This is a genomic window from Pantoea sp. At-9b (genome assembly GCF_000175935.2).
Classification (GTDB): Bacteria; Pseudomonadota; Gammaproteobacteria; order Enterobacterales; family Enterobacteriaceae; genus Pantoea.
On the sequence record NC_014837.1, the window covers coordinates 3832200 to 3857362 of the forward strand.

A 25163-nucleotide genomic window follows, 5' to 3' on the forward strand; every position below is an offset into this window, starting at 1 on the left:
GATTTACAACGTCACCCCGCTTTTAAAAATTGCCAGTTCGCGGAAGTCATTGGCTTCATTGCGCGCAGGTTTGCCGTTGGCAATGGCAACGATCATATCGACAAAATCCGCCAGCATCGCCTCCATGCTCATGCCCTCAATCAGCCGTCCGGCGTTGAAATCAATCCAGTGCGGTTTTTTCTCCGCCAGCTGCGTATTGGTGGCAATTTTCACCGTGGGTACAAAGCCACCATAAGGCGTGCCGCGTCCGGTGGTGAATAACACCATATGGCAGCCTGCCCCTGCTAACGCACTGGTGGCTACGGCATCGTTGCCCGGCGCGCTGAGCAGATTAAGGCCCGGTGTTTTCAGGCGCTCACCGTATTTCAGCACATCCACCACCTGGCTCTGCCCGGCTTTTTGCGTGCAGCCCAGCGACTTCTCCTCCAGCGTGGTGATCCCCCCGGCTTTGTTGCCCGGTGAGGGGTTCTCATAAATCGGCTGTTGGTGGTCGATAAAGTAGCGTTTGAAGTCGTTAATCATCGCCACGGTTTTATCAAAAGTGGCCTCATCGCGGCAGCGGCTCATCAGGATACGCTCCGCACCGAACATCTCCGGCACTTCGGTCAGCACCGTGGTGCCGCCATTGGCGATCATCTGATCGGAGAAACGACCCAGCATCGGGTTGGCGGTGATGCCGGAAAAGCCGTCTGAACCGCCACACTCCAGACCAAACTTCAGCTCACTGAGTTTGCCGGGCTGGCGCTGATCATGGCGCATCACATTATATAAAGCATGCAGCCGTTCAAGTCCGGCCTCTACCTCATCATCCTGCTGCTGGCACACCATAAATTGCACACGATCGCTTTCAAACGCACCGAGGGTGTCGCGGAACACATCCACCTGGTTGTTCTCGCAACCGAGACCAATCACCAGCACCGCGCCAGCATTGGGGTGACGCACCATGTTCTGCAACATGGTACGGGTGTTCTCATGGTCCTGGCCCAGCTGCGAGCAGCCAAAAGGATGGCTGAACAGATGCACGCCATCGATGCCCGCGGCATCATCTGTCTCTTTGAGAAAACGTTGCAGGATCTGGCGCGCGATGCCGTTGACGCACCCCACGGTGGGCAGGATCCACAATTCATTGCGAATCCCCACCTCGCCGCTGGCGCGACGGTAGATCTGTACGTCACGATCCCCGGCCTGCGGCGGCAGTTCGAGAAAATCGGGCTGATAATCATATTCGTCGAGATCGCTCAGGTTAGTGCGCGCGTTCTGCGAATGAATGATTTCACCGGCAGCAATCGGCTGCGTGGCGTGCGCAATCGGTAATCCGTATTTGATCACCAGTGCATCGGTCGCCAGCGGTTGCAGCGCAAATTTATGCCCGCGCCCCACCGCCTGACGCAGCTCCACACGGACATGATTGATTTCAACCTGGGTATGGGCTTCCAAATCGCGCAACGCCACAGCGACGTTATCGCGTGAATGTATTCTTATCGCATCTTGCATAGCGTTATCTCAGTTGTGTCAGCGCCGTTCGCATCCCGTGAACGATGATGTTTTGCAGGTGTTGGCTTACCGCAGCCACCAGCCCTGGCTGCCGGGTTAAATCTTCGCCCCAATGGCTGGCGTCACTCAGTACCGTGCTGACCAGTTGTTCCACGGGAAGTTGCTGCGTTTGCACCGCTGGCCACAATTCGGCATAGCGTTGCAACCAGTGGGCATCGTCCTGCAACGGCCAGCTTTTATCGCCCTGCTGGCCGCGATAAAACGCCAGCAACGCCGCAAAGGCAAAGGTCAGGCGTGGCGGCCAGCTACCCTGTTGTTGCTGCGCCAGCAACAGTTGCGGCAGCAAACGGGTGCGGAATTTGGTCATGCCGTTCAGCGCGATGGAAAGCAGCGCATGGCGAATAAAAGGATTACGGAAACGGCGCTGTACCGCATCAGCAAACGCGTGCAGTTCAGCAGTCGGCAGATCGAGCGTGGGGATCACCTCATCACGCAGCAACACCTCAACGAAGCCGGCGATCTGCGCATCATCCATCGCTTCACCGACGCTCTCCAGACCAGACTGGAACGCCACCGGTACCATCGCGGTATGCGCACCATTAAGGATCGCCACTTTTTGCGCTTTGTAAGGGGTGATGTCCTCCACCAGCTTCACTTCCGGTGCCAGCGCGGCCAGTTTCAGTTCCTGCGCCAACGCGCCTGGCCCCTGGATCACAAACTGGTAATACACCTCGCCCGCCACCAGAAAACGATCTTCGTAGCCCAATTGGGTGGCGATGGCGTCACTGTCTGCCGGGAAGCCGGTGACAATACGATCCACCAGCGTGTTGTAGAACGCACAATGCTGCTGCACCCACTGAGCAAAGGCCGGCGGCAACTGCCAGTGGCTGGCATAACGCAGCACCAGTTCGCGCAACGTATCGCCGTTGTAGTCAATCAATTCACAGGGAACGATTAACCAGCCCTTGTCCGCTGAACCGGCGAAGTGCTGGTAACGCGCCCACAGCAACTGGGTCAGCTTGCCGGGGAAAGAGGACGCCGGCGCATCAGCCAGTCGATCCTGTTCGGCAAAAGCGATCCCTGCTTCGGTGGTGTTGGAGAACACAAAACGCATTTCGGGCGCACGCGCCAACGCAAGAAACGCGTCGAACTGTTGATACGGTTGGATCTCCCGGTTGAGGCTACGGATCAGGCGAGTTTCGCTCACCTGTTCCCCTGCCGGGTTCAAGCCGCGAATCAGCGTGGTATACAAGCCATCCTGCTGATTCAGCGAGTCTTTTACTTCCCGGTTACGCGGCCGCACCACCACCACACCGGCATCGGTGCCCTGATGTTCGTTTAGCCAGTCGAGCTGCCAGTCAATAAAGGCACGCAGAAAATTCCCCTCACCAAACTGAATCACGCGATCGGTATAGCGAGCGCCGGGAAAATCGTGACGGTTTAGCCGCTGCATCATCAGGCTCCTAACTCAATGCCGAAGTAATCACGCGCATTGTTGAAACAGATGTTTTGTACCATCTGTCCCAGTAGCGCTTCGTCGGCAGGCGCTTCGCCACGCTCCACCCAATTGCCGATCATCTGACACAGCAGGCGACGGAAATATTCGTGACGGGTATAGGACAGGAAGCTGCGGCTGTCGGTGAGCATGCCAACAAAACGGCTAAGCAGGCCAATCTGCGCCAGTTGTGTCATCTGACGCTGCATACCATCGAGCTGATCGTTGAACCACCATGCCGAACCAAACTGCATCTTGCCGGGTTCGCCTTCACCCTGGAAATTCCCGGCCATGGTCGCCAGCACTTCGTTATCACGTGGGTTGAGGCAATAGAGGATGGTTTTGGGTAACCCGCTCTGGCGGTTTTGCGCATCCAACAGGCGTGCCAGTGGGATCGCCAGCGGTGCATCGTTAATGGAGTCGAACCCCGTATCGGGTCCCAGCAGCTCAAAGTGGTGGCGATTGGCGTTACGCAGCGCACCAATGTGGTACTGCTGCGCCCAACCGCGCCGGGCATATTCGCTACCCAGCCACACCAGTACCGCCGTTTTAAACTGCGCGGTCTCTTCGTTGGACGGCGCAGTGCCTTGCAAGCGACGCGTCAGAATGCCATCCAGCGTTGCTTCATCGGCTTCGGCATACACCACCACATCCAGCGCGTGGTCGGAAATCTTGCAGCCGTGCGCAGCAAAGTGATCAAGACGTTTGCTTAAGGCACGACGCAGATCGTCAAAACGCTGTACGCTGACATCGGCAACTTGCTCCAGCTTGTGAATCCACGGCAGGAAGGTTTCCAGCTCGATATTGAAGGCTTTATCCGGACGCCAGCTGGGCAGCACTTTGACGCTGAAGCTGTCATCCTGTGCCAGCGCGCGATGATGCTGTAAATCGTCCAGCGGATCATCGGTGGTGCCGACCATTTTCACCTTCATCTGCTGCATGATGCCGCGCGCGGTGAAGGCATCCTGCGCCAATAAGGCATTGCAGCGATCCCAGATAGCGTCTGCCGTTTGCTCAGACAGCAGTACATCGGTAATGCCAAACGGGCGGCGCAGTTCGAGGTGTGTCCAGTGATACAAAGGGTTACCAATGGTGTGCGGCACGGTGCGCGCCCAAGCATTAAATTTCTCACGATCGCTGGCGGCACCGGTACAGAGCGCTTCCGGTACACCATTGGCACGCATCGCTCGCCATTTATAGTGATCGCCTTTCAGCCAGATGTCATAGAGGTTGGTAAAGCGGTAATTTTCGGCAATCTGCTGTGGTGGCAGATGACAGTGATAATCGAAAATCGGTTGGTCTTTGGCGTAGTCATGATAAAGACGACGCGCAAATTCGCTTTCCAGTAAAAAATCCTCACTCATAAAACGCGACATACCTGCTTCCTCATTTTTGTAGCCTGTTGGCTAATGACACAAAGTTATCATACCAATTTCGCCATCCGGCAAAATTCTTTGCGATACACCTCACATTAATGACAGCTTTTTAGTGTGGATATGGACAAAAAACGCACACAAACGCAGCTAACTTGCTGTTATTACGTTGAACAACAGTATCACACACGTATTTAAGGGTTTTTGTGATAGCTCTCAACTTTTAAAGTTGTATAACAAGTTAACCTCTCGCTCCATTGATGCCACACCGATGGCACAGGCAAGGAAATAAAGGCGCGCTTTCAGCGCCTGCGGGCGTGAAGAGAGTTGTCTCACGTGCAGTCCCGCTCCAGATAACAACAGCGGCAGCGCCGCAACGACAAACTGGAAGAGGTTAATGATGCGTAAGATCAAAGGGCTACGCTGGTACATGATTGGGCTGGTGACGATGGGCACCGTGCTGGGCTACCTGACGCGTAATACCATTGCCGTAGCAGCACCCACGCTGGCGACCCAGCTTCACATCACCACCCAGCAATATTCATATATCGTCGCCGCTTATTCGGCTTGTTACACCGTGATGCAGCCGGTTGCCGGTTACGTGCTGGACATGTTGGGCACCAAAGTGGGCTATGCGGTGTTTGCCGTGCTCTGGGCTATCTTCTGTGCCGCTACCGCGCTGGCGGGGAGCTGGGGCGGCTTTGCGCTGGCACGTGGTGCGGTCGGTGCCGCCGAAGCGGCAATGATCCCGGCGGGATTAAAAGCCAGCAGCGAGTGGTTCCCGGCGAAAGAACGATCCGTTGCGGTGGGCTATTTCAACGTCGGTTCATCAATTGGTGCGATGCTGGCTCCGCCCCTGGTGGTATGGGCCATTGTGGCGCACAGCTGGCAGATGGCGTTTATCATCACTGGCGTGCTGAGCATGATTTGGGCGCTGTGCTGGCTGGTGTTTTATAAACATCCGAAACAACAAACCAAACTGAGCGAAGAAGAGCGTCACTACATCATTGCCGGTCAGGAAGTACAGCATCAAACCGGCAACAGCAGCAAAATGTCAGTGGGTCAGATTTTGCGTAACCGTCAGTTCTGGGGCATTGCGCTGCCGCGTTTCCTCGCCGAACCGGCCTGGGGCACCTTCAACGCGTGGATTCCGCTGTTTATGTTTAAGGTGTATGGCTTCAATCTGAAGGAGATTGCGCTGTTCGCGTGGATGCCAATGCTGTTTGCCGACTTCGGCTGCATCCTGGGTGGGTATCTGCCGCCGCTGTTTCAACGCTGGTTCGGCGTCAATCTCATCGTCTCACGTAAGTTAGTGGTCACTATGGGCGCGGTGTTGATGATCGGCCCGGGCACCATCGGCCTGTTTACCAGCCCGTATGTCGCGATTGGTTTGCTGTGTATCGGTGGTTTTGCACACCAGGCCCTGTCCGGCGCACTGATCACTTTGTCATCAGACGTGTTCGGTCGTAATGAGGTGGCAACCGCCAACGGCCTGACCGGTATGGCTGCCTGGACCGCCAGCACCCTGTTTGCGCTGGTCGTGGGTGCTTTGGCTGATACCCTTGGTTTTAGCCCGCTGTTTGCTGCGCTGGCAGTGTTTGACTTGATCGGTGCGGTAGTCATCTGGAGCGTGCTGAAAAACAAACCGGTTTCCGAGCTGGAAAGTGCGCCCCCCGTCCACACGGCGGCGGCCCGTAGTTAATCTCTTCGGGCTGGTGTGAGCCAGCCCATTTCTTCCGCCCGCCTGAAGTGGTATAACAACTCCTCGTTTACCTGCATAGCGGAACCGCGCAATGGACCTGACCGAATCCCGACGCCTTTATCAACAACTGGCCAGCGAGCTAAAACGCCGCATTGAAGCCGGTGAATACCCGGTGGGCGATAAACTCCCTGCCGAGCGTTTAATCGCCGAGGAGATGCAGGTCAGCCGCACCGTGGTGCGTGAAGCAATTATCATGCTGGAAGTCGAAGGCTACGTCGAAGTGCGTAAAGGTTCCGGCATTCACGTTATTGCCAGCCAACAGCAAAATCGCATCGTCACCTCCAGCCAGCTGGAGTTCGCCAGTTTCGGTCCGTTTGAATTGTTGCAGGCGCGTCAGTTGATTGAGAGCAATGTGGCAGAGTTTGCCGCGACCCAGGTGACTCGCCAGGACATTATGGCGCTGATGGCCATTCAGGAAAAAGCCCGTCAGGAAGACCACTTCCGTGATTCGGAGTGGGACATGCAGTTCCATGTGCGTATTGCGCAATCGACGCAAAACAGCGCCTTAGCCGCGATTGTGGAAAAGATGTGGCTGCACCGCCTGCACAATCCCTACTGGCTGAAATTGCATGAACATATTGATCAACGCAACATCCTCAGTTGGTGCGACGATCACGATCAGATTCTAAAAGCACTTATCCGCAAAGATCCCGCCGCCAGTAAGCTGGCTATGTGGCAGCATCTGGAAAATACTAAACAGATGCTGTTTAACGCTACCGCAGACGATTTTGAGTTTAATGTCGACCGTTACATGTTTGCTGAAAACCCGGTTATCCTGCCGGAAGGCACTGATAACGCCCGCTAATTTTGCTGATTTTCCAGGCAGGAAAGTCAGTTAATCTGCAATAGTGTCAGCTCATGTAAAGCTCCTTTGGGCCAGTTGCATCTAAAGGTAAAACTCCTCTCTTGCGGGAACTTTCTACTGTCTCAGATCTATGATTTTTGTTACAGTTATCGCCCTTTTCTTACCCTTTGCGACAGGGCATTAAAAAGTTGCTGATTTAACAATCAATTCTGGAAGGATCCGGAAAATCCGGCTCAGCTGTGCTCCTAAAATGCATAACTAAACTGCCAGCTAGTGCTCCAGCCCTTCGGGCACGTTTAACAATGATGTTCAGGACCGATTGATGGATATTTTGCAGGCATTACTGCATGCCTTATGGCAGCAGGATTTCGAAACACTCTCCGACCCGACACTGGTGTGGGCCATTTATGGCGTGCTGTTCATGATTTTGTTCCTTGAGAATGGCTTGCTGCCCGCGGCATTTCTGCCCGGCGACAGTCTGCTGATTCTGGTAGGCGTGCTGATCGCCAAAGGCACCATGAACTTCCCACTCACCATCCTGGTACTGACCACCGGCGCCAGCCTCGGTTGCTGGGTCAGCTACATTCAGGGACGCTGGCTGGGCAATACCCCCACCGTTCAAAAATGGCTGTCCCATCTGCCCGCGCAATATCACCAGCGCGCGCATAGTCTGTTTCACCGCCATGGACTCTCCGCCCTGCTGATTGGCCGCTTTATCGCGTTTGTGCGTACCCTGCTGCCCACCATCGCCGGGTTGTCGGGCCTGAGCAACGCGCGTTTCCAGTTCTTTAACTGGGTGAGCGGCTTGTTGTGGGTGGTGATCCTGACGGTGCTCGGCTTCGCACTCGGCAAGACCCCTATTTTCCGTCGCTATGAAGACGAACTGATGTTCTGTCTGATGATGCTACCGCTGGTATTGCTGGTGTTTGGCCTTGTCGGTTCGCTGGTAGTGCTCTGGCGTAAACGTCAGTCTGATCAGAACGGGAAGTCACAGTGATGAAAATTCTGACCCGCATCCCCAGGCGTCTGCTGCCCTGGTTGTTGGGTGGTGCGCTGGCTCTCGTTGCCGTCAGCTTCGCCCCTGCGTTGTTGAGCCATGAAACCGTGGTACAGATTCGCGTGGCCAACAGCGGCACCCCGCTGCCGGATGGCTTCTATCTGTATCAACAGCTCTCCGCTCAAGGGGTACGCATCAAAAGCATTACCCCTTCTGGCGATGCATTGGTGATTCACTTCGAAAACGAAGAGCAAAGTTTGGCCGCGCAGAAAGTGCTGCGTCGCTTGCTGCCACAGGGGTTTGTGGTGGCGGCTGGTCATCAGGCATCACAGCAGAATCAGGACGCTAATCGTTCGATTTACAGCTAAATCAGGTTGCCCGGACATGGTGCCGGGCAACCGCTACTCCTCGCTATCTCCGCGTCTTCTTTGAATTTTTTCATCCGCTGTCTATGCTTAAAGGTAGCGCGAGCACAAGACAAGCTGGGAAGTCTATCCTGCCCGGTTTGCGGCAGGTCATTCACAAAGGAAGGTTTTACCTGATGAAACGTCAATTACTCTTGGGTGCTGTTCTCTTCTCCCTCTCCGGTTCACTGCTGGCAGCAGAGTCACTGTGCCAGCAGAAGGAGCAGGACATTCAGCGCGAAATTGGTATGGCAAAGCAGCATGATAACCAGCGCCGGGTCACCGGGCTGGAACGCGCGTTAACCGAAGTGCGCGCCAGTTGTACCGATGAAAAACTGAAAGCCGCGCACCGCGAGCGTATTGAAGCGCAAAAGCATGATGTGGCCGAACGTGAGCGTGAGTTGAAAGAAGAACGCCAGCAAGGTAATGACAAAGAGAAGATCGCAAAACGCGAGCGCAAGCTGGAAGAAGCGCGCCACGAACTGAAACAACTCGAGGCTGAGCGCTATTAATCGGAATTACTGTTATATGCCCTAAATAATTCAGGTTGCAGGAAGGCGGCAAGCTCATAGACTTCAGGAGCTTACCCCAGTAAGTGACTGAGGTGTATGAACGCAGCTAATGCACCTGTAACCTGAAGTATGACGGGCATAAAAGGAGATTTTTATGGCTAAAGACTCAACATCAGAACATTTGCGTGCGGAACTGAAAAACCTTGCAGACACCCTGGAAGAGGTACTGAGCAGCACCGGTGATAAATCGAAAACCGAGCTGGATAAACTGCGTCAGAAAGCTCGCGAAGCGCTCGACACCTCGCGTGAACGTCTGGGCGAATCCGGCGAACGCCTGGCGCAATCCACCCGCGAAGCCGCGCACAAGGCGGATGACTACGTGCGAGAGAATCCATGGCACGGTGTGGGTATCGGGGCCGCAGTGGGTGTGGTCATCGGCATTCTGCTTTCCCGGCGTTAATGATGAGTGACAGTCAGCAAAGCCACGGCCCGGGCAAAGGGGTCCTCAACATCGGTCAACGTATCGTTACCACGCTGGTCAGTATCGTTGAGACACGCATCCGGCTGGCAGTGGTGGAACTGGAAGAGGAAAAAGCCAACCTGATTCAGATGTTGATGATGGTGGGCCTGACCATGTTGTTTACCGCTTTCGGGCTGATGAGCCTGATGGTGCTGATCATCTGGGCAGTGGATGCGCAATATCGGCTGATGGCGATTGCGATTACCACCGCCGTCCTGTTCCTGCTGGCACTGATTTTTGGTGTCTGGACACTCCGTAAATCCCGCCAGTCCACGCTGCTGCGTCATACGCGGAAAGAGCTGGAAACCGATCGCAAATTGCTGGAGGAACATCGCTCATGAGCCGCCGCGAGCGCGAAGCACGCATCCATGCCTTGCTGAATCAGGTACAACAGCAACGGCTGGATCTGAGCGCAACCAGGCGTGAGTGGCTGGAGAGCACCGCGCAATATGACCGGGGTTGGCTCACCTTTCTCAGTCTGCGTCGCTATCTGGCGATCGGCAGCAGCGCGCTGGCAATATGGTCAATTCGCAGTCCTAATCGGCTGCTGCGCTGGGCAAAACGCGGCTTTGGCCTGTGGAGCACCTGGCGCATGATCAAATCAGCGATGCCACCACGCTAAGCTAACTCCTTCTTGCAACGGGCCTTTTTCAGGTCCGTTTTTCTCTTCATCAGAATTCCTGAACAACATCGACAGATTATCTCGCTTACAACCTTTCCAACCCGCGATTATCATCTCTAGCCATCAGCCCAATGAATTGCAAGACGTGATTCGACGGGATACATTGCCGCAGGCCAGCAACCTGCAATAAAAACCTTGTTGGAGTAGATGATGAAAAAATTCGAAGATTCTGGCCTGTTACTGGCACGCGTTCTGATGACCATTCTGTTTATCACCGCTGGCTGGGGCAAACTGACCGGTTATGCGGGCACCGCACAGTACATGCAGTCAATGGGCGTCCCTGGCTTCCTGCTGCCGCTGGTGATTTTGCTGGAACTGGGTGGTGGTCTGGCGATTCTGTTCGGCTTCCTGACCCGTTTCACCGCGCTGTTTACTGCCGGCTTCACCATTCTGACGGCGTTCCTGTTCCACAGTAACTTCGCAGAAGGCGTTAACCAGCTGATGTTCATGAAAAACCTGTCCATCGCAGGCGGTTTCCTGGTACTGGGTCTGGTAGGTCCGGGTGCTTACAGCATCGACCGTCTGATTCGTCAGCGTTTGCAGCCTGCAACCGCACGCTAAGCATACAAGCAGCGTATACTGAAAAGGGGCGAGGATATTCCTCGCCCCATTTTTTTATGGAGGGCTTATGGGACAACTGATTGATGGTGTCTGGCATGACACCTGGTACGATACGAAGTCAACCGGTGGCCGCTTCAAACGCTCCGAAGCGGTGTGGCGTAACTGGGTTACCGCCGATGGCAGCGCAGGTCTTACCGGGAAGGCGGGGTTTGCTGCCGAACGCGACCGCTATCATTTATACGTTTCACTCGCCTGCCCATGGGCGCATCGCACCCTGCTGATGCGCAAGCTGAAGGGGCTGGAAGAGATGATTTCCGTGTCAGTGGTGCATCCGCTGATGCTGGAAAATGGCTGGACCTTCGACGACGATTTTCCCGACGCGACCGGCGATTCGCTGTATCAGAACGAATACCTGTATCAACTCTATCTGCATGCCGATCCGCATTACAGCGGGCGCGTGACTGTGCCGGTGTTGTGGGACAAACAGCAGCACACCATTGTCAGCAATGAATCTGCCGATATTATCCGCATGCTGAATAGCGCGTTTGATGCCCAGGGTGCTCGCGCGGGCGATTACTATCCCGAGACGTTACGGCCACAGATTGATGAGCTGAATGGCTGGATTTACGACACGGTCAACAACGGCGTGTACAAATCGGGCTTCGCCACTTCGCAGGCCGCTTATGATGAATCGGTGACGGCGCTGTTCCATTCGCTGGCACGCCTGGAGCAAATTCTTGGTCAGCATCGCTATCTTACCGGCGATCAGTTAACCGAAGCCGATCTGCGCCTGTGGACCACGTTGGTGCGTTTTGATCCGGTGTATGTCACGCATTTCAAGTGCGATCGCCACCGGATCAGCGATTATCGCAACCTGAGCGGCTTCCTGCGTGATATTTACCAGATGCCGGGAATTGCAGAGACGGTCAATCTGCCGCATATCCGTCATCATTACTATTGCAGCCACAAGACCATCAATCCGAGCGGAGTGATTTCGCTGGGACCGGCATTTAACTGGGATGAGCCGCACGGTCGGGGATAAATTCTTCAGGGCGCGATAAATCGCGCCGCTACGGTTCATTGGATGCTAAAAAACAAAACCCCGCCGAAGCGGGGTTTTTGCATTAAAAAGTCGAAACTGACCGATAAGCCGGCGTTCTTTTCATGGAAAGAGGAGTGGACAGTCATTCATTTCGGACAAAAACAAAAACCCCGCCGAAGCGGGGTTGTTGCGTTAAAAAGTCGGAACTGACCGATAAGCCGGGTTCTTTTCATGGAAAGAGGAGTGGACAGTCATTCATTTCGGACAAAAACAACAACCCCGCCGAAGCGGGGTTTTTGCATTAAAAAGTCGAAACTGACCGATAAGCCGGGTTCTGTCGTGGACAGTCATTCATCTAGGCCAGCAATCGCTCGCTGGCTCAAGCAGCCTACCCGGGTTCAGTACGGGCCGTACCTTGTGAACCCCTATTTGGCCTTGCTCCGGGTGGAGTTTACCGTGCCGCGAACTGTTACCAGCCGCGCGGTGCGCTCTTACCGCACCCTTTCACCCTTACCTGATCCCATTACTGGGCCATCGGCGGTTTGCTCTCTGTTGCACTGGTCGTAGGCTTGCGCCCCCCAGGCGTTACCTGGCACCCTGCCCTATGGAGCCCGGACTTTCCTCCCCTCTGCCCGTCTCCCCCCGAAGAGGGACGACGACAAAGCGGCGACTGTCTGGTCAGCTTCGGCGCGGGATAATAGGCGATCCGCCGTCGTTTGTCACGCCTCTTGCTGATCGAGTGCGTAGCGATACAGTGCGTTCTTCTTCACACCGTGAATTTCCGCCGTCAGCGCGGCGGCTTTCTTCAATGGCAGCTCCTGTTGCAGCAGCGCCAGGGTACGCAGAGCCTCCGCCGGTAACGCCTCTTCATCGGCCTTATGCCCTTCTACCACCAGCACCATCTCACCTTTGCGGCGATTGTCATCTTCCAGCACCCAGGCCAGCAACGCCGCTACCGGCGCGCCATGCAGTGATTCCCAGGTTTTGGTGATTTCACGCGCCAGCACCACATAGCGATCGCCACCCAACTCACTGACCATATCCTGTAAACTATCGATTAAACGGTGGGTCGATTCGTAGAAGATCAGGGTGCGCGGTTCCTGCGCCAGCGCACGCAAGGCATCGCAGCGTGCCTTGGTTTTCGCGGGCAGAAACCCTTCGTAACAGAAACGATCGGACGGTAATCCCGCTGCGCTTAATGCTGTAATCGCCGCGCAGGCACCCGGCAACGGCACCACGCGGATACCTGCTTCACGGCAACGACGCACCAGATGATAACCGGGATCGTTGATTAACGGCGTTCCGGCATCAGAAACCAGCGCAATGCTTTGGCCTTCCTGCAATTTGGCCAGCAGCACCTCGGCTTTCTGCTGCTCGTTGTGGTCGTGAAGTGCGAACAGTCGCGCATTGATGGCGAAATGTTGTAGCAACAGCCCGGTATGACGTGTATCTTCCGCAGCGACCAGATCGACGCTCGCAAGCACCGTTAACGCACGCTGCGTAATATCACCCAGGTTACCGATCGGGGTAGGAACGATATAGAGCGTGCTGGCAGAAATGTCTGCCCGATCGAGTTGTTTCATTGTTTCATCCGAATTGCCGATTTAATATTGAGCATCTAGAAAAAAACATCACTGGATACAGTATGCTTCCTTCAAAAGTCTTACGTCGTAAAGCAGGACGCTTTGTACCTGTTCTTCTCGCTGGGCTAATTTTAGCCGCCTGTAGCGGTCAGGGACCACAGCAAACGTCCACCGTCAATGTTCAGGGTCCGATCACGGCCCAGTCTGACTATTACCTGCAGCAGGTGCAGCAAAGCAGCGATGATAGCAAGACCGACTGGCAATTACTTGCCATCCGTGCCTTGTTGAAGGAAGGAAAGTATCCACAAGCCAGCGATCAGATCAAACAATTGCCGCAGCAGCTCTCTGATGTGCAGCAGCAGGAATTGCAGTTGCTGCGAGCGCAGATGCAGATTGGTCAGCAGGATTTCAATGGCGCACAACAACTGTTGAGCCAGGTGAAAACTGACAGCCTGTCGCAGGATCAGCAGGCTCGCTATTACGGTCTGCAAATCGCAGCCGCCCAGAATCGTCCCTCGCTGGCATTGCTGCGCGCCTATATCGCTCAGGAACCGCTGCTGAAAGCGGCCGATCACCAGAGCAATATTGACGCCACCTGGCAGGCGCTGACCCAGATGACCAAAGATCAGCTGAACAGCTTGGTGATCAATGCCGACGAGAATACCTTGCAAGGTTGGCTGGATCTGCTCAACACCTGGCATACCAACAGCCAGGACCCGGAGATGCTGAAAGCCGCCATCAAAGATTGGCAAACACGCTACCCGCTCAATCCGGCCGCCAAAACGCTGCCGACCGCGTTGGGTCAGGTGCAGAACTTCAGCAAAGCGTCTACCAGCACCATCGCGCTGCTGCTGCCGCTGAATGGTCAGGCACAGATCTTCGCCAACGCCATCCAGAAAGGTTTTAACGATGCGAAAAACGGGGTGTTAACAGCACCGGCAGCCGCTCCACAACCGCAGCCAACCGCGGCACCGGCCAGTGCTGATGCCAACGCCAACGCTCAGCAACCACAACAAGCCACGGCTACGCCAGATGCAACCGCCAATACGGTGGTCAGCCCGGCCGCTGCGGCCATCACCCCGGATCAAAGCAGCCAGCCACAACCTGCTGCTGCACCTGCCCCGACAGCCAGCACAGGCGATAGCAGCGCTCAGGTCAAAGTGTATGACACCAGCAGCCAACCCATTCAGCAGGTGATGCAGCAGGCACAGCAGGATGGCGCGACCATCGTAGTGGGTCCGCTGCTGAAAAGTGACGTAGAAACCGTTGCCAACAGCAACTCGCCGCTTAACGTGCTGGCGTTGAACGAGCCAGAACAGATCCAGAACCATCCGAATATTTGTTACTTTGCGCTTTCTCCTGAAGACGAAGCGCGCGATGCCGCTCACCATATGTGGGACCAGGGCAAGCGTCAGCCGTTGCTTCTGTTGCCGCGTAACAGCTATGGCGATCGCGTCGGTAAAGCCTTTGCGCAAGAGTGGCAGACGCTGGGCGGTTCGACCGTGTTGCAACAACGTTTTGGCTCGGTCAGCGAGCTGAAACAAGGCATCAACAGTGGCGCGGGCATTAACTTAAGCGGTACGCCGCTGATAGTGGAACCGGCACAGCCGCAGGGTGTGTCGATCGCCGGATTGAACATCCCGGCACCGCAGACCAGCGCTCCCGTGGCCGATACCAGCGGTGGCAGCCTTGATGCGGTGTATATCGTTGCCAACCAGGATGAGTTACAGCTGATCAAGCCGATGATTGCAATGCGCACCAGCAGCCGCAGCAATATCGCGTTGTACGCCAGTTCACGCAGCTTCCAGGCCGGTGCCGGCCCGGATTTCCGCCTGGAGATGGATGGCCTGCAATTCAGTGATATTCCGTTGCTCTCCGGTAGCAACCCGGCACTGATGCAGCAAGCAGCAAAATCGTTTAATAACGATTATTCGCTGGTCCGCCTGTACGCGATGGGCATTGATGCCTGGACGCTGGCGAACCACTTTAACCAGATGCGTCAGGTGCCGGGCTTTGCCATTGATGGCAACACCGGCAAGCTGAGCGCCACCCCGGATTGCGTGATCAACAGGAAGTTGGCATGGAACCAGTATCGTCAGGGACAAATCGTTCCGGTACAGTAAATCGCCAGCGCATTGGCGCTGAGCAAGAGCAGCAGGCGCGCCGCTATCTGGAGCGCGCCGGGCTGCAATGGATTGCCAGCAATGTTCGCTGTCGCAGCGGTGAGATTGACCTCATCATGCAGGATGGCGATTGCTGGGTGTTTGTCGAAGTGCGCTATCGACGTGATGCGCGTTTTGGCGGTGCGGCCGCCAGCGTGACACGTCAGAAACAACAAAAGCTACTCCGTACCGCAGCGCTATGGCTGCTGGGACGTAACGGCAGTTTTGACACGGTAAATTGCCGCTTTGACATCATAGCCATTACCGGGCGCGAGCTGGAGTGGCTGCCCGATGCCTTTCATGCTGATGTGTAGAACCAGGTGGTCTTGTGCAGGACAGAATTAAAGCGTGTTTTACCGAAAGTATTCAGACTCAAATCGCTGCCGCCGAGGCGCTGCCGGATGCTATTTCCCGCGCCGCCATGACGCTGGTGCAGTCGCTGTTGAGCGGTAACAAAATCCTCAGCTGTGGCAATGGCGCGTCAGCGGCCAATGCCCAGCACTTTGCCGCCAGCATGATTAACCGCTTTGAGACCGAGCGTCCCAGCCTGCCCGCGCTGGCGCTCAGTGCCGACAACGTGATGTTAACGGCCATTGGTAACGATCGGTTGCACGATGAAATTTATGCCAAGCAGGTGCGAGCGCTTGGCCAGGCCGGTGATGTTCTGCTGGCCATTTCCACCCGTGGCAACACCCGCGACATTATCAAAGCGGTTGAAGCTGCGGTTACACGCGATATGACCATCGTGGCGCTGACCGGCTACGACGGCGGTGAGCTGGCTGGCCTGCTCGGCCCACACGATGTGGAAATTCGCATTCCGTCACATCGCAGTGCGCGTATTCAGGAGATGCATATGCTGACGCTGAACTGCCTGTGCGATTTGATCGATAACACCTTGTTCCCCCACCAGGAATGACTGAAGGAGCTAAGATGAAAGCATTGAACGCTGTCGCCATTCTTTTCACCGCCATGATGTTGCAGGGCTGCGTAGCCGTTGTTGCTGGCGGTGCCGCAGTGGCCACTAAAACCGCGACCGATCCCCGCACCGTGGGCACCCAGGTGGATGACGGTACGCTGGAATTGCGCGTCAGCAATGCGCTGGCAAAAGATGAACAGATCAAAAATCAGGCGCGTGTCGTCGTGACCGCCTATCAGGGCAAAGTGCTGCTGACCGGTCAGTCACCGTCAGCGGATCTCGCCAGCCGCGCGAAACAGATCGCGATGGGCGTTGATGGCGCGACCGAGGTCTACAACGAAATCCGTACCGGCCAGAAGGTCAGCCTCGGAACGTCCTCTACCGATACCTGGATTACCACCAAAATCCGCTCACAACTGCTGGGCAGCGATCAGGTGAAATCGTCAAACGTGAAAGTCACCACTGAAAACGGCGAAGTGTTCCTGCTGGGTCTGGTTACCCAACAGGAAGCCACTGCGGCGGCCGATCTTGCCAGCCGGGTGAGCGGCGTGAAGCACGTCACCACCGCCTTTACCATTCTGAAATAAACCTTCAGGGCGGCATCCGCCGCCCTTTTTTCACACCGGAATATCAATCACCAGCGCACGTAACGGCGTTTTTGCCTGCAACGTAATCTGCTGTTCCTCAGCCAGAAACGCGCCATCGCCACAACTCAGTTTTTCCTGATGCGCACTGCTCGCCTGCACATCCAGCGATCCGTGAATCGATTGCAGATAGGCACGTGGGCCATTCAGCTTCACGCTGTGCTGCTCACCGGGTGCCAGTGTCACCTGGTGAATCCACACCTGCTGACGCAGCTGTAAACTACCTTGTGCACCGTCTGGCGAGGCCAACAGGAAAGAGGTCTGCGCAGGCAGCGTCATTTTCTGCAATAACGGGTTTTCACGCTCCGGGCAGGCCGACAGCCACAACTGCATGCGCGTCAGCGGTTGATCTTTGCTGAGGTTGATTTCGCTGTAGCTCACGCCCTGACGCGCTGACAACAGCAGCGCTTCACCAGCACGCGCAATGATGTGGTTGCCCTCGCTATCGCGGTACTCGGCCTCGCCCTGCAACACCAGGTTGAGTACATCAACCTGCGGATAGGTACGTGGCTGGAAGGCAGCACCGGGTGCCAGCACTTCCTGATTGAGTACGCGCAACGAGGCATAGCCCATCAGTTTGGGGTCAAAATAGTGGCCAAATGAGAAGCTGTATCGCGCCTGCAACCAACCGAAATCGGCCTGGCCACATGCTGACGCGCAGCGGGTTGTCATCATGATAGTCCTCCGACGCTCTGCGGGATGATACGACCGCAGGCTTTATAGGATTATGGTAAAAGGCTGGACGCCGGATTGTTAGCCAGTTAATCTGCCTGGCATGTTCAAATTTCCTGACAGAGAAGCGGCATGGCAAAAGAGCGCGCGTTAACCCTGGAAGCCTTACGTGTGATGGATGCTATTGACCGGCGCGGCAGCTTTGCCGCTGCGGCCGACGAGCTGGGACGTGTACCTTCCGCATTGAGCTACACCATGCAGAAGCTGGAGGAGGAGCTGGATGTGGTGCTGTTTGACCGTTCCGGCCACCGCACCAAATTCACCAATGTGGGCCGCATGCTGCTGGAGCGCGGGCGTGTGTTGCTGGAGGCCGCCGACAAACTCACCACCGATGCCGAAGCGCTGGCTCGTGGTTGGGAGACGCATCTCACCATCGTTACCGAGGCGCTGGTGCCGACCGAACACCTGTTCCCGCTGGTGACCAAACTGGCGGATAAAGCCAATACGCAGATTTCCCTGGTGACCGAAGTGCTGGCCGGTGCCTGGGAACGTCTGGAGCAAGGACGTGCCGATATCGTCATTGCGCCGGATATGCACTTCCGCGCTTCAACTGAAATCAACACCCGCAAGCTGTACAGCATGATGAGCGTGTACGTCGCCAGCCCTGATCATCCGATTCATCAGGAAGCGGAGCCACAGTCTGAAGTGACGCGTGTGAAGTATCGCGGCATTGCCGTGGCCGACACCGCCCGCGAGCGTCCAGTGTTGACCGTGCAGTTGCTGGATAAACAGCAGCGCCTGACGGTGAGTAGCATGGAGGACAAACGTAAAGCGCTGCTGGCCGGGCTTGGCGTAGCCACCATGCCTTACTCACTGGTGGAGCAGGATATCGCTGAAGGGCGTCTGCGCGTGGTGAGTGCCGAATATACCCGTGAAGTGGATATCATTATGGCGTGGCGGCGCGACAGCATGGGCGAAGCGAAAGCCTGGTGCCTGCGCGAGATCCCACGTCTGCTGGCGAAAAAAGGCTAATCCGCGCAGCGGGTTAGCCTTTCCGTAGCGGCGCGATTTATCGCGCGGATTTTTCTGGCAACGTGTACGAAACCGCGCGATAAATCGCGCCGCTACGAAGGGTACGGAGACGCATTACGCGATTAATCGCGCCGCTACAGGCGACTGAGGCAATCCATCGCCACCGCTTTGAAGCTGGTGAAATCACCACAGTCACGCAGTCTGGTGGTGGCGCGTTCGCGCAGGAAAGTCACGAACAGGTCATAGATCGCCATCGCCTCTTCGTATTCGCTTTTGCTGATGGCCAGCAGAAAAATCACCGACGCAGTTTCCTCGCCCCAGCTAATGCCATGCGGGGCTAACACGGTGTAGACCACGGTTTTCTTCGCCAGCAGCCCCAGCGAGTGCGGTAGCGCAATGCCTTCCCCCAACAGAGTGCTGACAATCGCTTCGCGTTCCTCAACCGACGGATAAAAATCCGCTTCCACATAGCCTTCGTGCTGTAGCTGGTCACACAGTTGGCGGAACAGCGCCGATTGCGTCATCGGCTGGTCAATCACCAGGAAATGCTGCGCATCGAAGTATTTTTCCAGCATATAAGGCCGGGTCCGATCCACCAGCACCAGCTTGCCAAGCTGCTCCAGCTGGAATTCTGTTGGGAATGGCGACATCACCACCACCGGGCTGTTTTTCTCGCGCAACCGGGCGGTGGAGATAACAAAATCCTCGTCGATAACGTCGATTGCTTCATACTCACGCTGCGACAGGCGTCCCGTTACCTGCAATTGAGGGTATTTACGCAGCAACATCGCCTCGATCATACGCAACGTAGAATTACCGCTATCGCACACCAGCAGCACCCGTGGGTGACGCTGATAACCCACGTCATAATGACGCTCCAGGCCCACACCAATATGCAGTACCAGGAAACCGATTTCGTTTTCACTGATGGTGTATGGCGTATATTTTCCCCAACTGGTAACCGCCGCCAGGGTCATGTCATAGGCCATCGGGTAATGCTGCTTGATATTACTCAACAGCGGATTGGGGATATGGATCTGGTAACGCACCCGGGTAATCATGGTTTTGATATGGGTGAGCAAATCAGCGCGCAGTTGCTCATCCTGTTGCAGACGGTAGTTGTAGTGGGTGTTGATGTAATTCAGCAGGTAATCCACCAGCGCGTCCGCATCATCGGCATTGATGGTGCTGGGAGCCAGCGCCTGAATCTGGCGGGCCGCGATGTTAACGCGCAGCCAGTTCTCTTCCGCCTGGGAAATCGGTTTGCCCACCAGCGGCCGCATCAGGTTCACCAACTGATGCGCGGCTTCGCGCACTTCATCACCCACATCTTCCGCGCCAGGATCGTTGAGGGGAAACCCCTCGCTGATACGCCGTACCGCCACCGCGCAATAGATTTGCAGATAGCGCTCACCTTCATCGCTGAGGCGGATGGCGTGATGCGTGAAACATTGCTGGAGCAGCGGTTGCAGCTGCTCCAGCATCCCGCTGTGTAAGGTTTCTACCGTCAACAGCGGGCTATCCGGCGTTTCCTGATCAATTTGCCACAACAAATCGGTCAGGCAGGTACGGATCGCCGCTTCGCTGCCGAACAGCTTCATACCGTAACGCGGTTTGGTTTCAATATTCAGGTGATAGCGCCCGAGCCATTCACGCACCTCAGCCATATCGCTTTGCAGGGTCGCGCGGCTGACAAACCACTCCTCTGACAAATCTTCCAGTTTGAGCGAATAGGCTGCGGTGAGAAAACGACTGAGCAGATAACGCACCCGTTCCTGCGAAGTGCGTGGCACGCGCAACGGTGCTGCGGTCTGTGTCTGGAGTTGGCCAAAACGCAGCGCGTCCTCCACCTTCAGTTGATAACCCTCGCCACGCGCCAACACGAACTGCGCGCCATGCTGCGCCAGCAGCGCATTGAGCGCCGTGATATCGGTGCGCACCGTGCGGGTCGACACGGAAAAACGCCGTGCCAGCTCATCTTGCGGCAGCGTTTCATTTTGCAGCGCAGCGAAAAGTTGGGCCAGACGCTGGTTGGGAAATCTCACGGGCTTCACCTGTTACTTAATTGTCACAACAACTTTTTGCACGTTGCCAGCAGCTGACGCACGTCTTCAATGCGTGTGTCGCCAGTTGCACTGTCGATAATCGAACTATAGACGTGCGGAATCACTTTACTGACGCCCGCCTCCAGCGCAATACGCACAATCTCTTCAACGTTGTCGAGATCAATGCCGCCGGTTGGTTCCAGCCAGAAGTTGTGACGTGCACAGGCTTCCGCCACCGCGCGATACTCCGCCACCGCTTTCAGCCCGCCCATCGGGAAATATTTCACCGAACTGCCGCCCATGTCCTGCAACAAGCGGATGGCACTGTCGATCGGCACGATGGCATCCGGCCCTTGCGCACTCAGCGGTCCGGTGGAGATTTTGACCAGGCCCGGCGTACCGGTGGGGGAAATCAGACCGTTCACCACGGTGTCGTGCTGGCCGAGTAACGCGCGGCTGGTGGCAACGCCCGTGAACACCTGGTTAACGTGTTGTGGTTGCAGCTCAGCCGCAATCTCACTCACCATCGCCGATTGATTGGGATCGCCGGCACCCAGCCCGACAGAAATTGCATTATCAATCAGCGCCGCGTACTCGCGCATGTCGGCAATCGCCGCCTCGGTGCTGGCGTAGTTTTTTGACAACACGCCCACCAGCACATAACCGTCCGCCGCTTCCCAGATATCACGCGCGTTCTGTTTAGAACCCGCCAGCACATTGAGGCACAGACGGCCCTGATAAAATTTCGGTGTCAGCGTCATGCGCGTGTCTCCCCGTTGAGCAATCCCTGAATAGCGGTAAAAATGGTATGCAGCTGATCGGCACTGACGCTGCGTACATCAGCTTCGATAATCCCTTCATTGGCTTTGTAGCCACGGAAGTAGATAGCGATATCCCCGGTTTTCAGTGCCTGCACCAACTCGCCAGTGGCCCAGCCGGTTTGCGTCTCGTCGAACTTGATTTCGGCACGCGCGATGTCACGTCCGGCAGCATCCCACACGACACGCGCGCTCACACCGTTCAGGGTGTTGAGGTTGGTGATAAACGGCGTCATTTTTTCTACCATCTCTGCGCCGGTGGTTTTCTCCTGCGACAGATAGTTTTCAATCGCCTGCGTCAGCCCCAGAATGCCTTCTTTGCCCACCTTCATCGCACGGCCAATGCCGTTGCTCTGGCGCTTCACCCACTCAACATAGTGTGAACGGCCAATCACCAGTCCACTGGTTGGCCCCTCAATCGCCTTCGCCCCGCTGTAGATCACCAGGTCAGCGCCCATCTGGTAATAGCACTGCAAATCCTCTTCGGCAGCGGCATCGACAATCAACGGGATACCATGCTTACGTGCCACCACCGCCGCCTGTTCGACGCTGAGGTGGCTTTTCTGCACGCAATGGTGAGATTTGATGTACAGCAACGCGGCAGTGGTCGGCGTAATCGCCGCTGCCAGCTGTTCTGCCGAACATTCGTTGCTGTAGCCTGCTTCCACCAGGCGTCCACCGCCCAACGCCACCATGGTACCAACCGGTGCGCCAAAATTGACGTTATGCCCCTTCGGTACCACGATATCGTGCGGCACACTGAGGGGGGCGGCATGCAGGTTTTCCAGCAGCCAGGCATTATCTTTGACGATCACCGCTGCTACGCTCTGGGCGATACCGGCCGAGGCACAGGAGACCACCACCGCGTTTTCTACCTCAAGCAACCGGGCGATATACGCACCGGTTTTATCCACCAGATCTTTCATCTCAAAGTAGTGGTTGAGGCCGTATTTTACGGTATCCACCACATCCGCTGCCGGTGTCGACACGCCGAGAATGGTCATGCGGCCAGAGGCGTTGATGACCTGCTTCAGGTCATATTTTTCATAAATCGAAGACATGATTGGCTTTCCCTTCATCAGTCAGATGCCACTGGCCTGCCACCACGGCGGCCAGCGGCACCAGATGTTGCTCACCCAGCACCTGTTCGCCTTCAGCATCGACAAACGGGCGGGCTTCCTCTTTGACGGTAAAAATGGTCAGGTCGGCGTCGTAACCGACTGCCAGGCAACCTTTGTTTTTCAGTCGCAGACCGGTAGCAGCGTTACGTGTAACGCAGTCGATCACCTGCGGCAGCGTCATACCCATGCTGAAGAATTTCGACATCACATGCGCCAGGCTGTGCACCGGGCCATTGAGACGGTTGCGGCAGTAAATATCAGAACTGATGGTGTCCGGCAGAATGCCCTGGGCAATCGCCTGGCGCGCCACTTCAAAGCTGAAGCTGGCGCTGCCGTGTCCGATATCCAGCCGCACGCCGCGCGCGATCGCGTTTTTCACCGCCGCTTTCAGCTCGCCCTGTGGCGTCAGGATGCGGTTGGGTTTGCCGTTGTAGCAATGCGTGATGATGTCGCCGGAGGTCAGCAGATCAGCGATCTCCTCCAGTACCGGCGGATTGTTGCCGATGTGCACCATCAGCGGCAGATTACCGGCCGCCTGCTGGATGGCTTTGGCACGGATTAACGGTTGGATACCGTTTTCACCCACCACACTGCTGCTCATACGCGCTTTGAGGCCGACGATAAAGTCGGGACGGCGTTGAATGGCCTGTACCACTGCCTCGCCGTCGATCTGCGCCATATCGGCCAGTTCGTTCTGCGTGACAATACCGGTGCGGGCGATGTTGATCAGCGCACGAACGTCGGTGGTGACCTGGCGCGTCAGCTGATAAAAATCGTCAATATCATCAGCCCCCGTACTGCCAGCATCCACCACCGTGGTAACGCCTTGCGCGACGCCGATGGCATCCGCATCGTCATGATAAATTGGCGATTTTGGGTAACAGTGAACGTGGCTGTCGATCCAGCCTGCGCTGACGTAAAAGCGTCCGGCCAGGTCGTGCTCCCTGGCGGTCTGGCCGCTTACCGCGCCCAGCGCAGCGATTTTGCCGTCCTGCCACGCGATATCCACCAGTTGCCCGTCGCACAGACGCGCACGACGGAGAATGACATCAAACATATCCCCTCCTTAGAGAGAAATCGGGAAGATCGCGCCCAGCACCATGGCACCGAGAATCGCACCGCCGGTAATGGGCTTGTTCCACAGGTAGAACAACAGGGAACCCACCAGCGAGCCGAGACCAATAGGAATCGAAGCGGTCATCGCCGAAAGGATGATCAACGGCCCGAGGAAGCGGCCCGAAGCGTTACCTGCCCCCATCATCACGTCAGCACCGTAGGTGGAGTCGCTCTGATTGATGGTGAACTTACGCGCCAGGATGATGATGTAGCCAATCGCCACACCAATCACCAGACCGGTCGCCAGCGAGGCGGCGAAGTTCGCTACCGGGAAGACAATGCCCGCGCCCAGCAGCAGCGCCGGAACCCCAAGACCGACCCCGGTCTGAATCGCCCCGCCGATATCGAGAATCCCCACCAGCGAACCTTCGATGATACGGGCAAACAGGAAGCTGGCACCGAACGCCGCGACGGCACCGTAGACACCGGTTTCCATGCCGGAACGCAGCATCGAGACAAACGCCACTTCGTTAAAAGCACCAATGCCGTACAGGTAGTACATATGCGTACCGGCAAATACCCCGGCGGAGAGCAGGCCGACAAAAATCGGGAAAGACCAGTCGGCGTACCAGAACCCTTTGTTTTCGTTCATGCGGATGGCTCCTTATTTGCCGCTGAGGCTGTTGTGGATCATATCCAGCCAACCCGGAATACCCAGTTGGAAGGATTGCAGCAGTTTCATATCGAAGCCGCGGAAGAAGCCGCTCAGCACGAATAGCAGCACGATGGCGATCATCATCACTTTGGTGACCTTGTTCCAACCGCTCTCCTCGACGCCTTTACCAATCAGGATGCCCAGTACCAGACCCGGCACGGCGTTACCCATAATCAGCTGAGCCAAACCGCCAAAAATGGTGGCCCAGAAGCCCGATTTTTTCCCGGCATCGATAGCGGCCAGCCAGAAGATCACCGGCATGACGGTGTTCACCAGCAGGTTAGCCGCCGGTACCAGTACTTTTACCGCTGTGACCTGCAACGCTGCTGGCACAGCAGAAGCCGTGCTATTCAAAAAGGCGACGACGATCATGCCGATGATGCCGCAGGCAATCGCCATCTTCTTCGGGTTGTGTAGTGTTTCGGCCACGTTGCGGTTTTTCACCATCAGAGCCGCCGCGCCCCAGTTGGGCAGAATGCGATGGTCAACATCCTGGGTGAAAGAACCTGCTGCAACAGATGAAGCCCAGGCGTTAAAGAAAAAGCCGAGACCAAAGGAGAAGTGCGATGCCGGATCGCCCTCACAGGAATTAAGCTCGCCCAATGTCCGGAACGCGCCCATGCCCTGCGTGGTAGGAGCATGGAACATGCGCGCCGCACCTGCTCCAACGCCAACCCCTACCAACCCGCCAATGATTAACGACTTAAACAAAATAATTAAAAACATGCGTTTACCTTTGTTTTTCGTCTGTT

26 protein-coding genes and 1 other RNA gene are annotated in these 25163 nt (G+C 56.1%); 15 read left to right on the forward strand and 12 right to left on the reverse strand.

All coding sequences use genetic code 11. The features are described 5' to 3' along the window. Window positions 1-3: 3 nt before the first annotated feature. The 3 genes from PAT9B_RS17580 to uxaC are packed head-to-tail and all read right to left on the reverse strand — an operon-like array spanning window position 4 to window position 4365. Entirely contained in the window at window positions 4-1494 is a 1491-nt protein-coding gene (locus PAT9B_RS17580; protein WP_013510632.1) for a UxaA family hydrolase, read from the reverse strand. 4 nt (window positions 1495-1498) lie between these two features. Next, entirely contained in the window at window positions 1499-2947 is a 1449-nt protein-coding gene (locus PAT9B_RS17585; protein ID WP_013510633.1) for a tagaturonate reductase, read from the reverse strand. 2 nt (window positions 2948-2949) lie between these two features. Next, window positions 2950-4365: a glucuronate isomerase gene (uxaC, locus tag PAT9B_RS17590; protein ID WP_013510634.1), complete on the reverse strand. Its 1416-nt coding sequence runs from the start codon at window positions 4363-4365 to the stop codon at window positions 2950-2952. Between the two features lie 397 nt (window positions 4366-4762). On the opposite strand from uxaC, the gene PAT9B_RS17595 reads away from it, so the two are divergent. The 10 genes from PAT9B_RS17595 to PAT9B_RS17640 all read left to right on the forward strand — a co-directional run bounded on the left by PAT9B_RS17595 (window position 4763) and on the right by PAT9B_RS17640 (window position 11647). Next, complete coding sequence (locus tag PAT9B_RS17595; RefSeq protein ID WP_013510635.1) at window positions 4763-6064, forward strand: MFS transporter; 1302 nt, start codon at window positions 4763-4765, stop codon at window positions 6062-6064. Window positions 6065-6155: 91 nt separating this feature from the next. Next, window positions 6156-6929, forward strand: a complete 774-nt coding sequence (exuR, locus tag PAT9B_RS17600; protein ID WP_013510636.1) for a transcriptional regulator ExuR — start codon at window positions 6156-6158, stop codon at window positions 6927-6929. Between the two features lie 322 nt (window positions 6930-7251). Beyond that, the gene (locus tag PAT9B_RS17605; RefSeq protein WP_013510637.1) at window positions 7252-7926 is read left to right on the forward strand and encodes a DedA family protein; all 675 of its coding nucleotides are present in this window, start codon (window positions 7252-7254) and stop codon (window positions 7924-7926) included. Then, the gene (gene mzrA / locus PAT9B_RS17610) at window positions 7926-8294 is read left to right on the forward strand and encodes an EnvZ/OmpR regulon moderator MzrA (protein ID WP_013510638.1); all 369 of its coding nucleotides are present in this window, start codon (window positions 7926-7928) and stop codon (window positions 8292-8294) included. The genes PAT9B_RS17605 and mzrA overlap by 1 nt, the downstream gene beginning before the upstream one ends. Before the next feature lie 173 nt (window positions 8295-8467). Beyond that, complete coding sequence (locus PAT9B_RS17615; protein ID WP_013510639.1) at window positions 8468-8842, forward strand: DUF1090 domain-containing protein; 375 nt, start codon at window positions 8468-8470, stop codon at window positions 8840-8842. A gap of 154 nt (window positions 8843-8996) precedes the next feature. Further along, window positions 8997-9302 carry a YqjD family protein gene (locus PAT9B_RS17620; RefSeq protein ID WP_013510640.1) on the forward strand — a complete coding sequence of 102 codons (306 nt, stop codon included), beginning with the start codon at window positions 8997-8999 and terminating at the stop codon, window positions 9300-9302. A 2-nt stretch (window positions 9303-9304) separates the two neighbouring features. Next, on the forward strand, window positions 9305-9703 hold the full coding sequence (locus PAT9B_RS17625) for a phage holin family protein (RefSeq protein ID WP_190274671.1): 399 nt from the start codon (window positions 9305-9307) through the stop codon (window positions 9701-9703). Continuing rightward, window positions 9700-9984 (forward strand): YqjK-like family protein, encoded by a 285-nt coding sequence (locus tag PAT9B_RS17630; protein WP_013510642.1) that lies wholly within the window; start codon window positions 9700-9702, stop codon window positions 9982-9984. The genes PAT9B_RS17625 and PAT9B_RS17630 overlap by 4 nt, the downstream gene beginning before the upstream one ends. 210 nt (window positions 9985-10194) lie before the next feature. Continuing rightward, window positions 10195-10605, forward strand: coding sequence for a DoxX family protein (locus PAT9B_RS17635; protein WP_013510643.1), 411 nt, complete (start codon window positions 10195-10197; stop codon window positions 10603-10605). A 67-nt stretch (window positions 10606-10672) separates the two neighbouring features. Then, window positions 10673-11647 carry a glutathione S-transferase family protein gene (locus PAT9B_RS17640; protein WP_013510644.1) on the forward strand — a complete coding sequence of 325 codons (975 nt, stop codon included), beginning with the start codon at window positions 10673-10675 and terminating at the stop codon, window positions 11645-11647. Between the two features lie 307 nt (window positions 11648-11954). Here the strand turns inward: PAT9B_RS17640 and rnpB are convergent. Then, an RNA gene (rnpB, locus tag PAT9B_RS29405) (RNase P RNA component class A) lies at window positions 11955-12333 on the reverse strand. Window positions 12334-12366: 33 nt separating this feature from the next. Beyond that, window positions 12367-13230, reverse strand: coding sequence for a 16S rRNA (cytidine(1402)-2'-O)-methyltransferase (rsmI, locus tag PAT9B_RS17645; RefSeq protein ID WP_013510645.1), 864 nt, complete (start codon window positions 13228-13230; stop codon window positions 12367-12369). 62 nt (window positions 13231-13292) lie between these two features. Between rsmI and PAT9B_RS17650 the strand changes: the two genes are divergently transcribed. The 4 genes from PAT9B_RS17650 to dolP are packed head-to-tail and all read left to right on the forward strand — an operon-like array spanning window position 13293 to window position 16895. Continuing rightward, window positions 13293-15353, forward strand: coding sequence for a penicillin-binding protein activator (locus PAT9B_RS17650; protein ID WP_013510646.1), 2061 nt, complete (start codon window positions 13293-13295; stop codon window positions 15351-15353). After that, window positions 15311-15706: a YraN family protein gene (locus PAT9B_RS17655; RefSeq protein ID WP_013510647.1), complete on the forward strand. Its 396-nt coding sequence runs from the start codon at window positions 15311-15313 to the stop codon at window positions 15704-15706. The genes PAT9B_RS17650 and PAT9B_RS17655 overlap by 43 nt, the downstream gene beginning before the upstream one ends. 14 nt (window positions 15707-15720) lie before the next feature. Beyond that, window positions 15721-16308, forward strand: a complete 588-nt coding sequence (gene diaA, locus PAT9B_RS17660) for a DnaA initiator-associating protein DiaA (protein ID WP_013510648.1) — start codon at window positions 15721-15723, stop codon at window positions 16306-16308. Window positions 16309-16322: 14 nt separating this feature from the next. Further along, entirely contained in the window at window positions 16323-16895 is a 573-nt protein-coding gene (dolP, locus tag PAT9B_RS17665) for a division/outer membrane stress-associated lipid-binding lipoprotein (RefSeq protein ID WP_013510649.1), read from the forward strand. A 30-nt stretch (window positions 16896-16925) separates the two neighbouring features. Here dolP and PAT9B_RS17670 read toward each other — a convergent pair whose 3' ends face one another. Then, window positions 16926-17627: a pirin family protein gene (locus tag PAT9B_RS17670; protein WP_013510650.1), complete on the reverse strand. Its 702-nt coding sequence runs from the start codon at window positions 17625-17627 to the stop codon at window positions 16926-16928. 129 nt (window positions 17628-17756) lie between these two features. On the opposite strand from PAT9B_RS17670, the gene PAT9B_RS17675 reads away from it, so the two are divergent. Beyond that, window positions 17757-18656 carry a LysR family transcriptional regulator gene (locus PAT9B_RS17675; protein ID WP_013510651.1) on the forward strand — a complete coding sequence of 300 codons (900 nt, stop codon included), beginning with the start codon at window positions 17757-17759 and terminating at the stop codon, window positions 18654-18656. 134 nt (window positions 18657-18790) lie between these two features. On the opposite strand, the gene PAT9B_RS17680 is transcribed toward PAT9B_RS17675, so the two are convergent. The 6 genes from PAT9B_RS17680 to PAT9B_RS17705 are packed head-to-tail and all read right to left on the reverse strand — an operon-like array spanning window position 18791 to window position 25137. Then, window positions 18791-20701 (reverse strand): transcription antiterminator, encoded by a 1911-nt coding sequence (locus PAT9B_RS17680; RefSeq protein ID WP_013510652.1) that lies wholly within the window; start codon window positions 20699-20701, stop codon window positions 18791-18793. Window positions 20702-20724: 23 nt separating this feature from the next. Further along, window positions 20725-21462: a KDGP aldolase family protein gene (locus PAT9B_RS17685; protein WP_013510653.1), complete on the reverse strand. Its 738-nt coding sequence runs from the start codon at window positions 21460-21462 to the stop codon at window positions 20725-20727. Next, window positions 21459-22580, reverse strand: coding sequence for a DgaE family pyridoxal phosphate-dependent ammonia lyase (locus PAT9B_RS17690; RefSeq protein ID WP_013510654.1), 1122 nt, complete (start codon window positions 22578-22580; stop codon window positions 21459-21461). Before PAT9B_RS17690 ends, PAT9B_RS17685 begins: the two co-directional genes overlap by 4 nt. Then, entirely contained in the window at window positions 22564-23697 is a 1134-nt protein-coding gene (locus PAT9B_RS17695) for an amidohydrolase/deacetylase family metallohydrolase (RefSeq protein WP_013510655.1), read from the reverse strand. The genes PAT9B_RS17690 and PAT9B_RS17695 overlap by 17 nt, the downstream gene beginning before the upstream one ends. Window positions 23698-23706: 9 nt before the next feature. Next, window positions 23707-24348, reverse strand: coding sequence for a DUF4310 family protein (locus PAT9B_RS17700; protein WP_013510656.1), 642 nt, complete (start codon window positions 24346-24348; stop codon window positions 23707-23709). 12 nt (window positions 24349-24360) lie between these two features. After that, window positions 24361-25137, reverse strand: coding sequence for a DUF4311 domain-containing protein (locus PAT9B_RS17705; protein WP_013510657.1), 777 nt, complete (start codon window positions 25135-25137; stop codon window positions 24361-24363). Window positions 25138-25163: the final 26 nt, after the last annotated feature.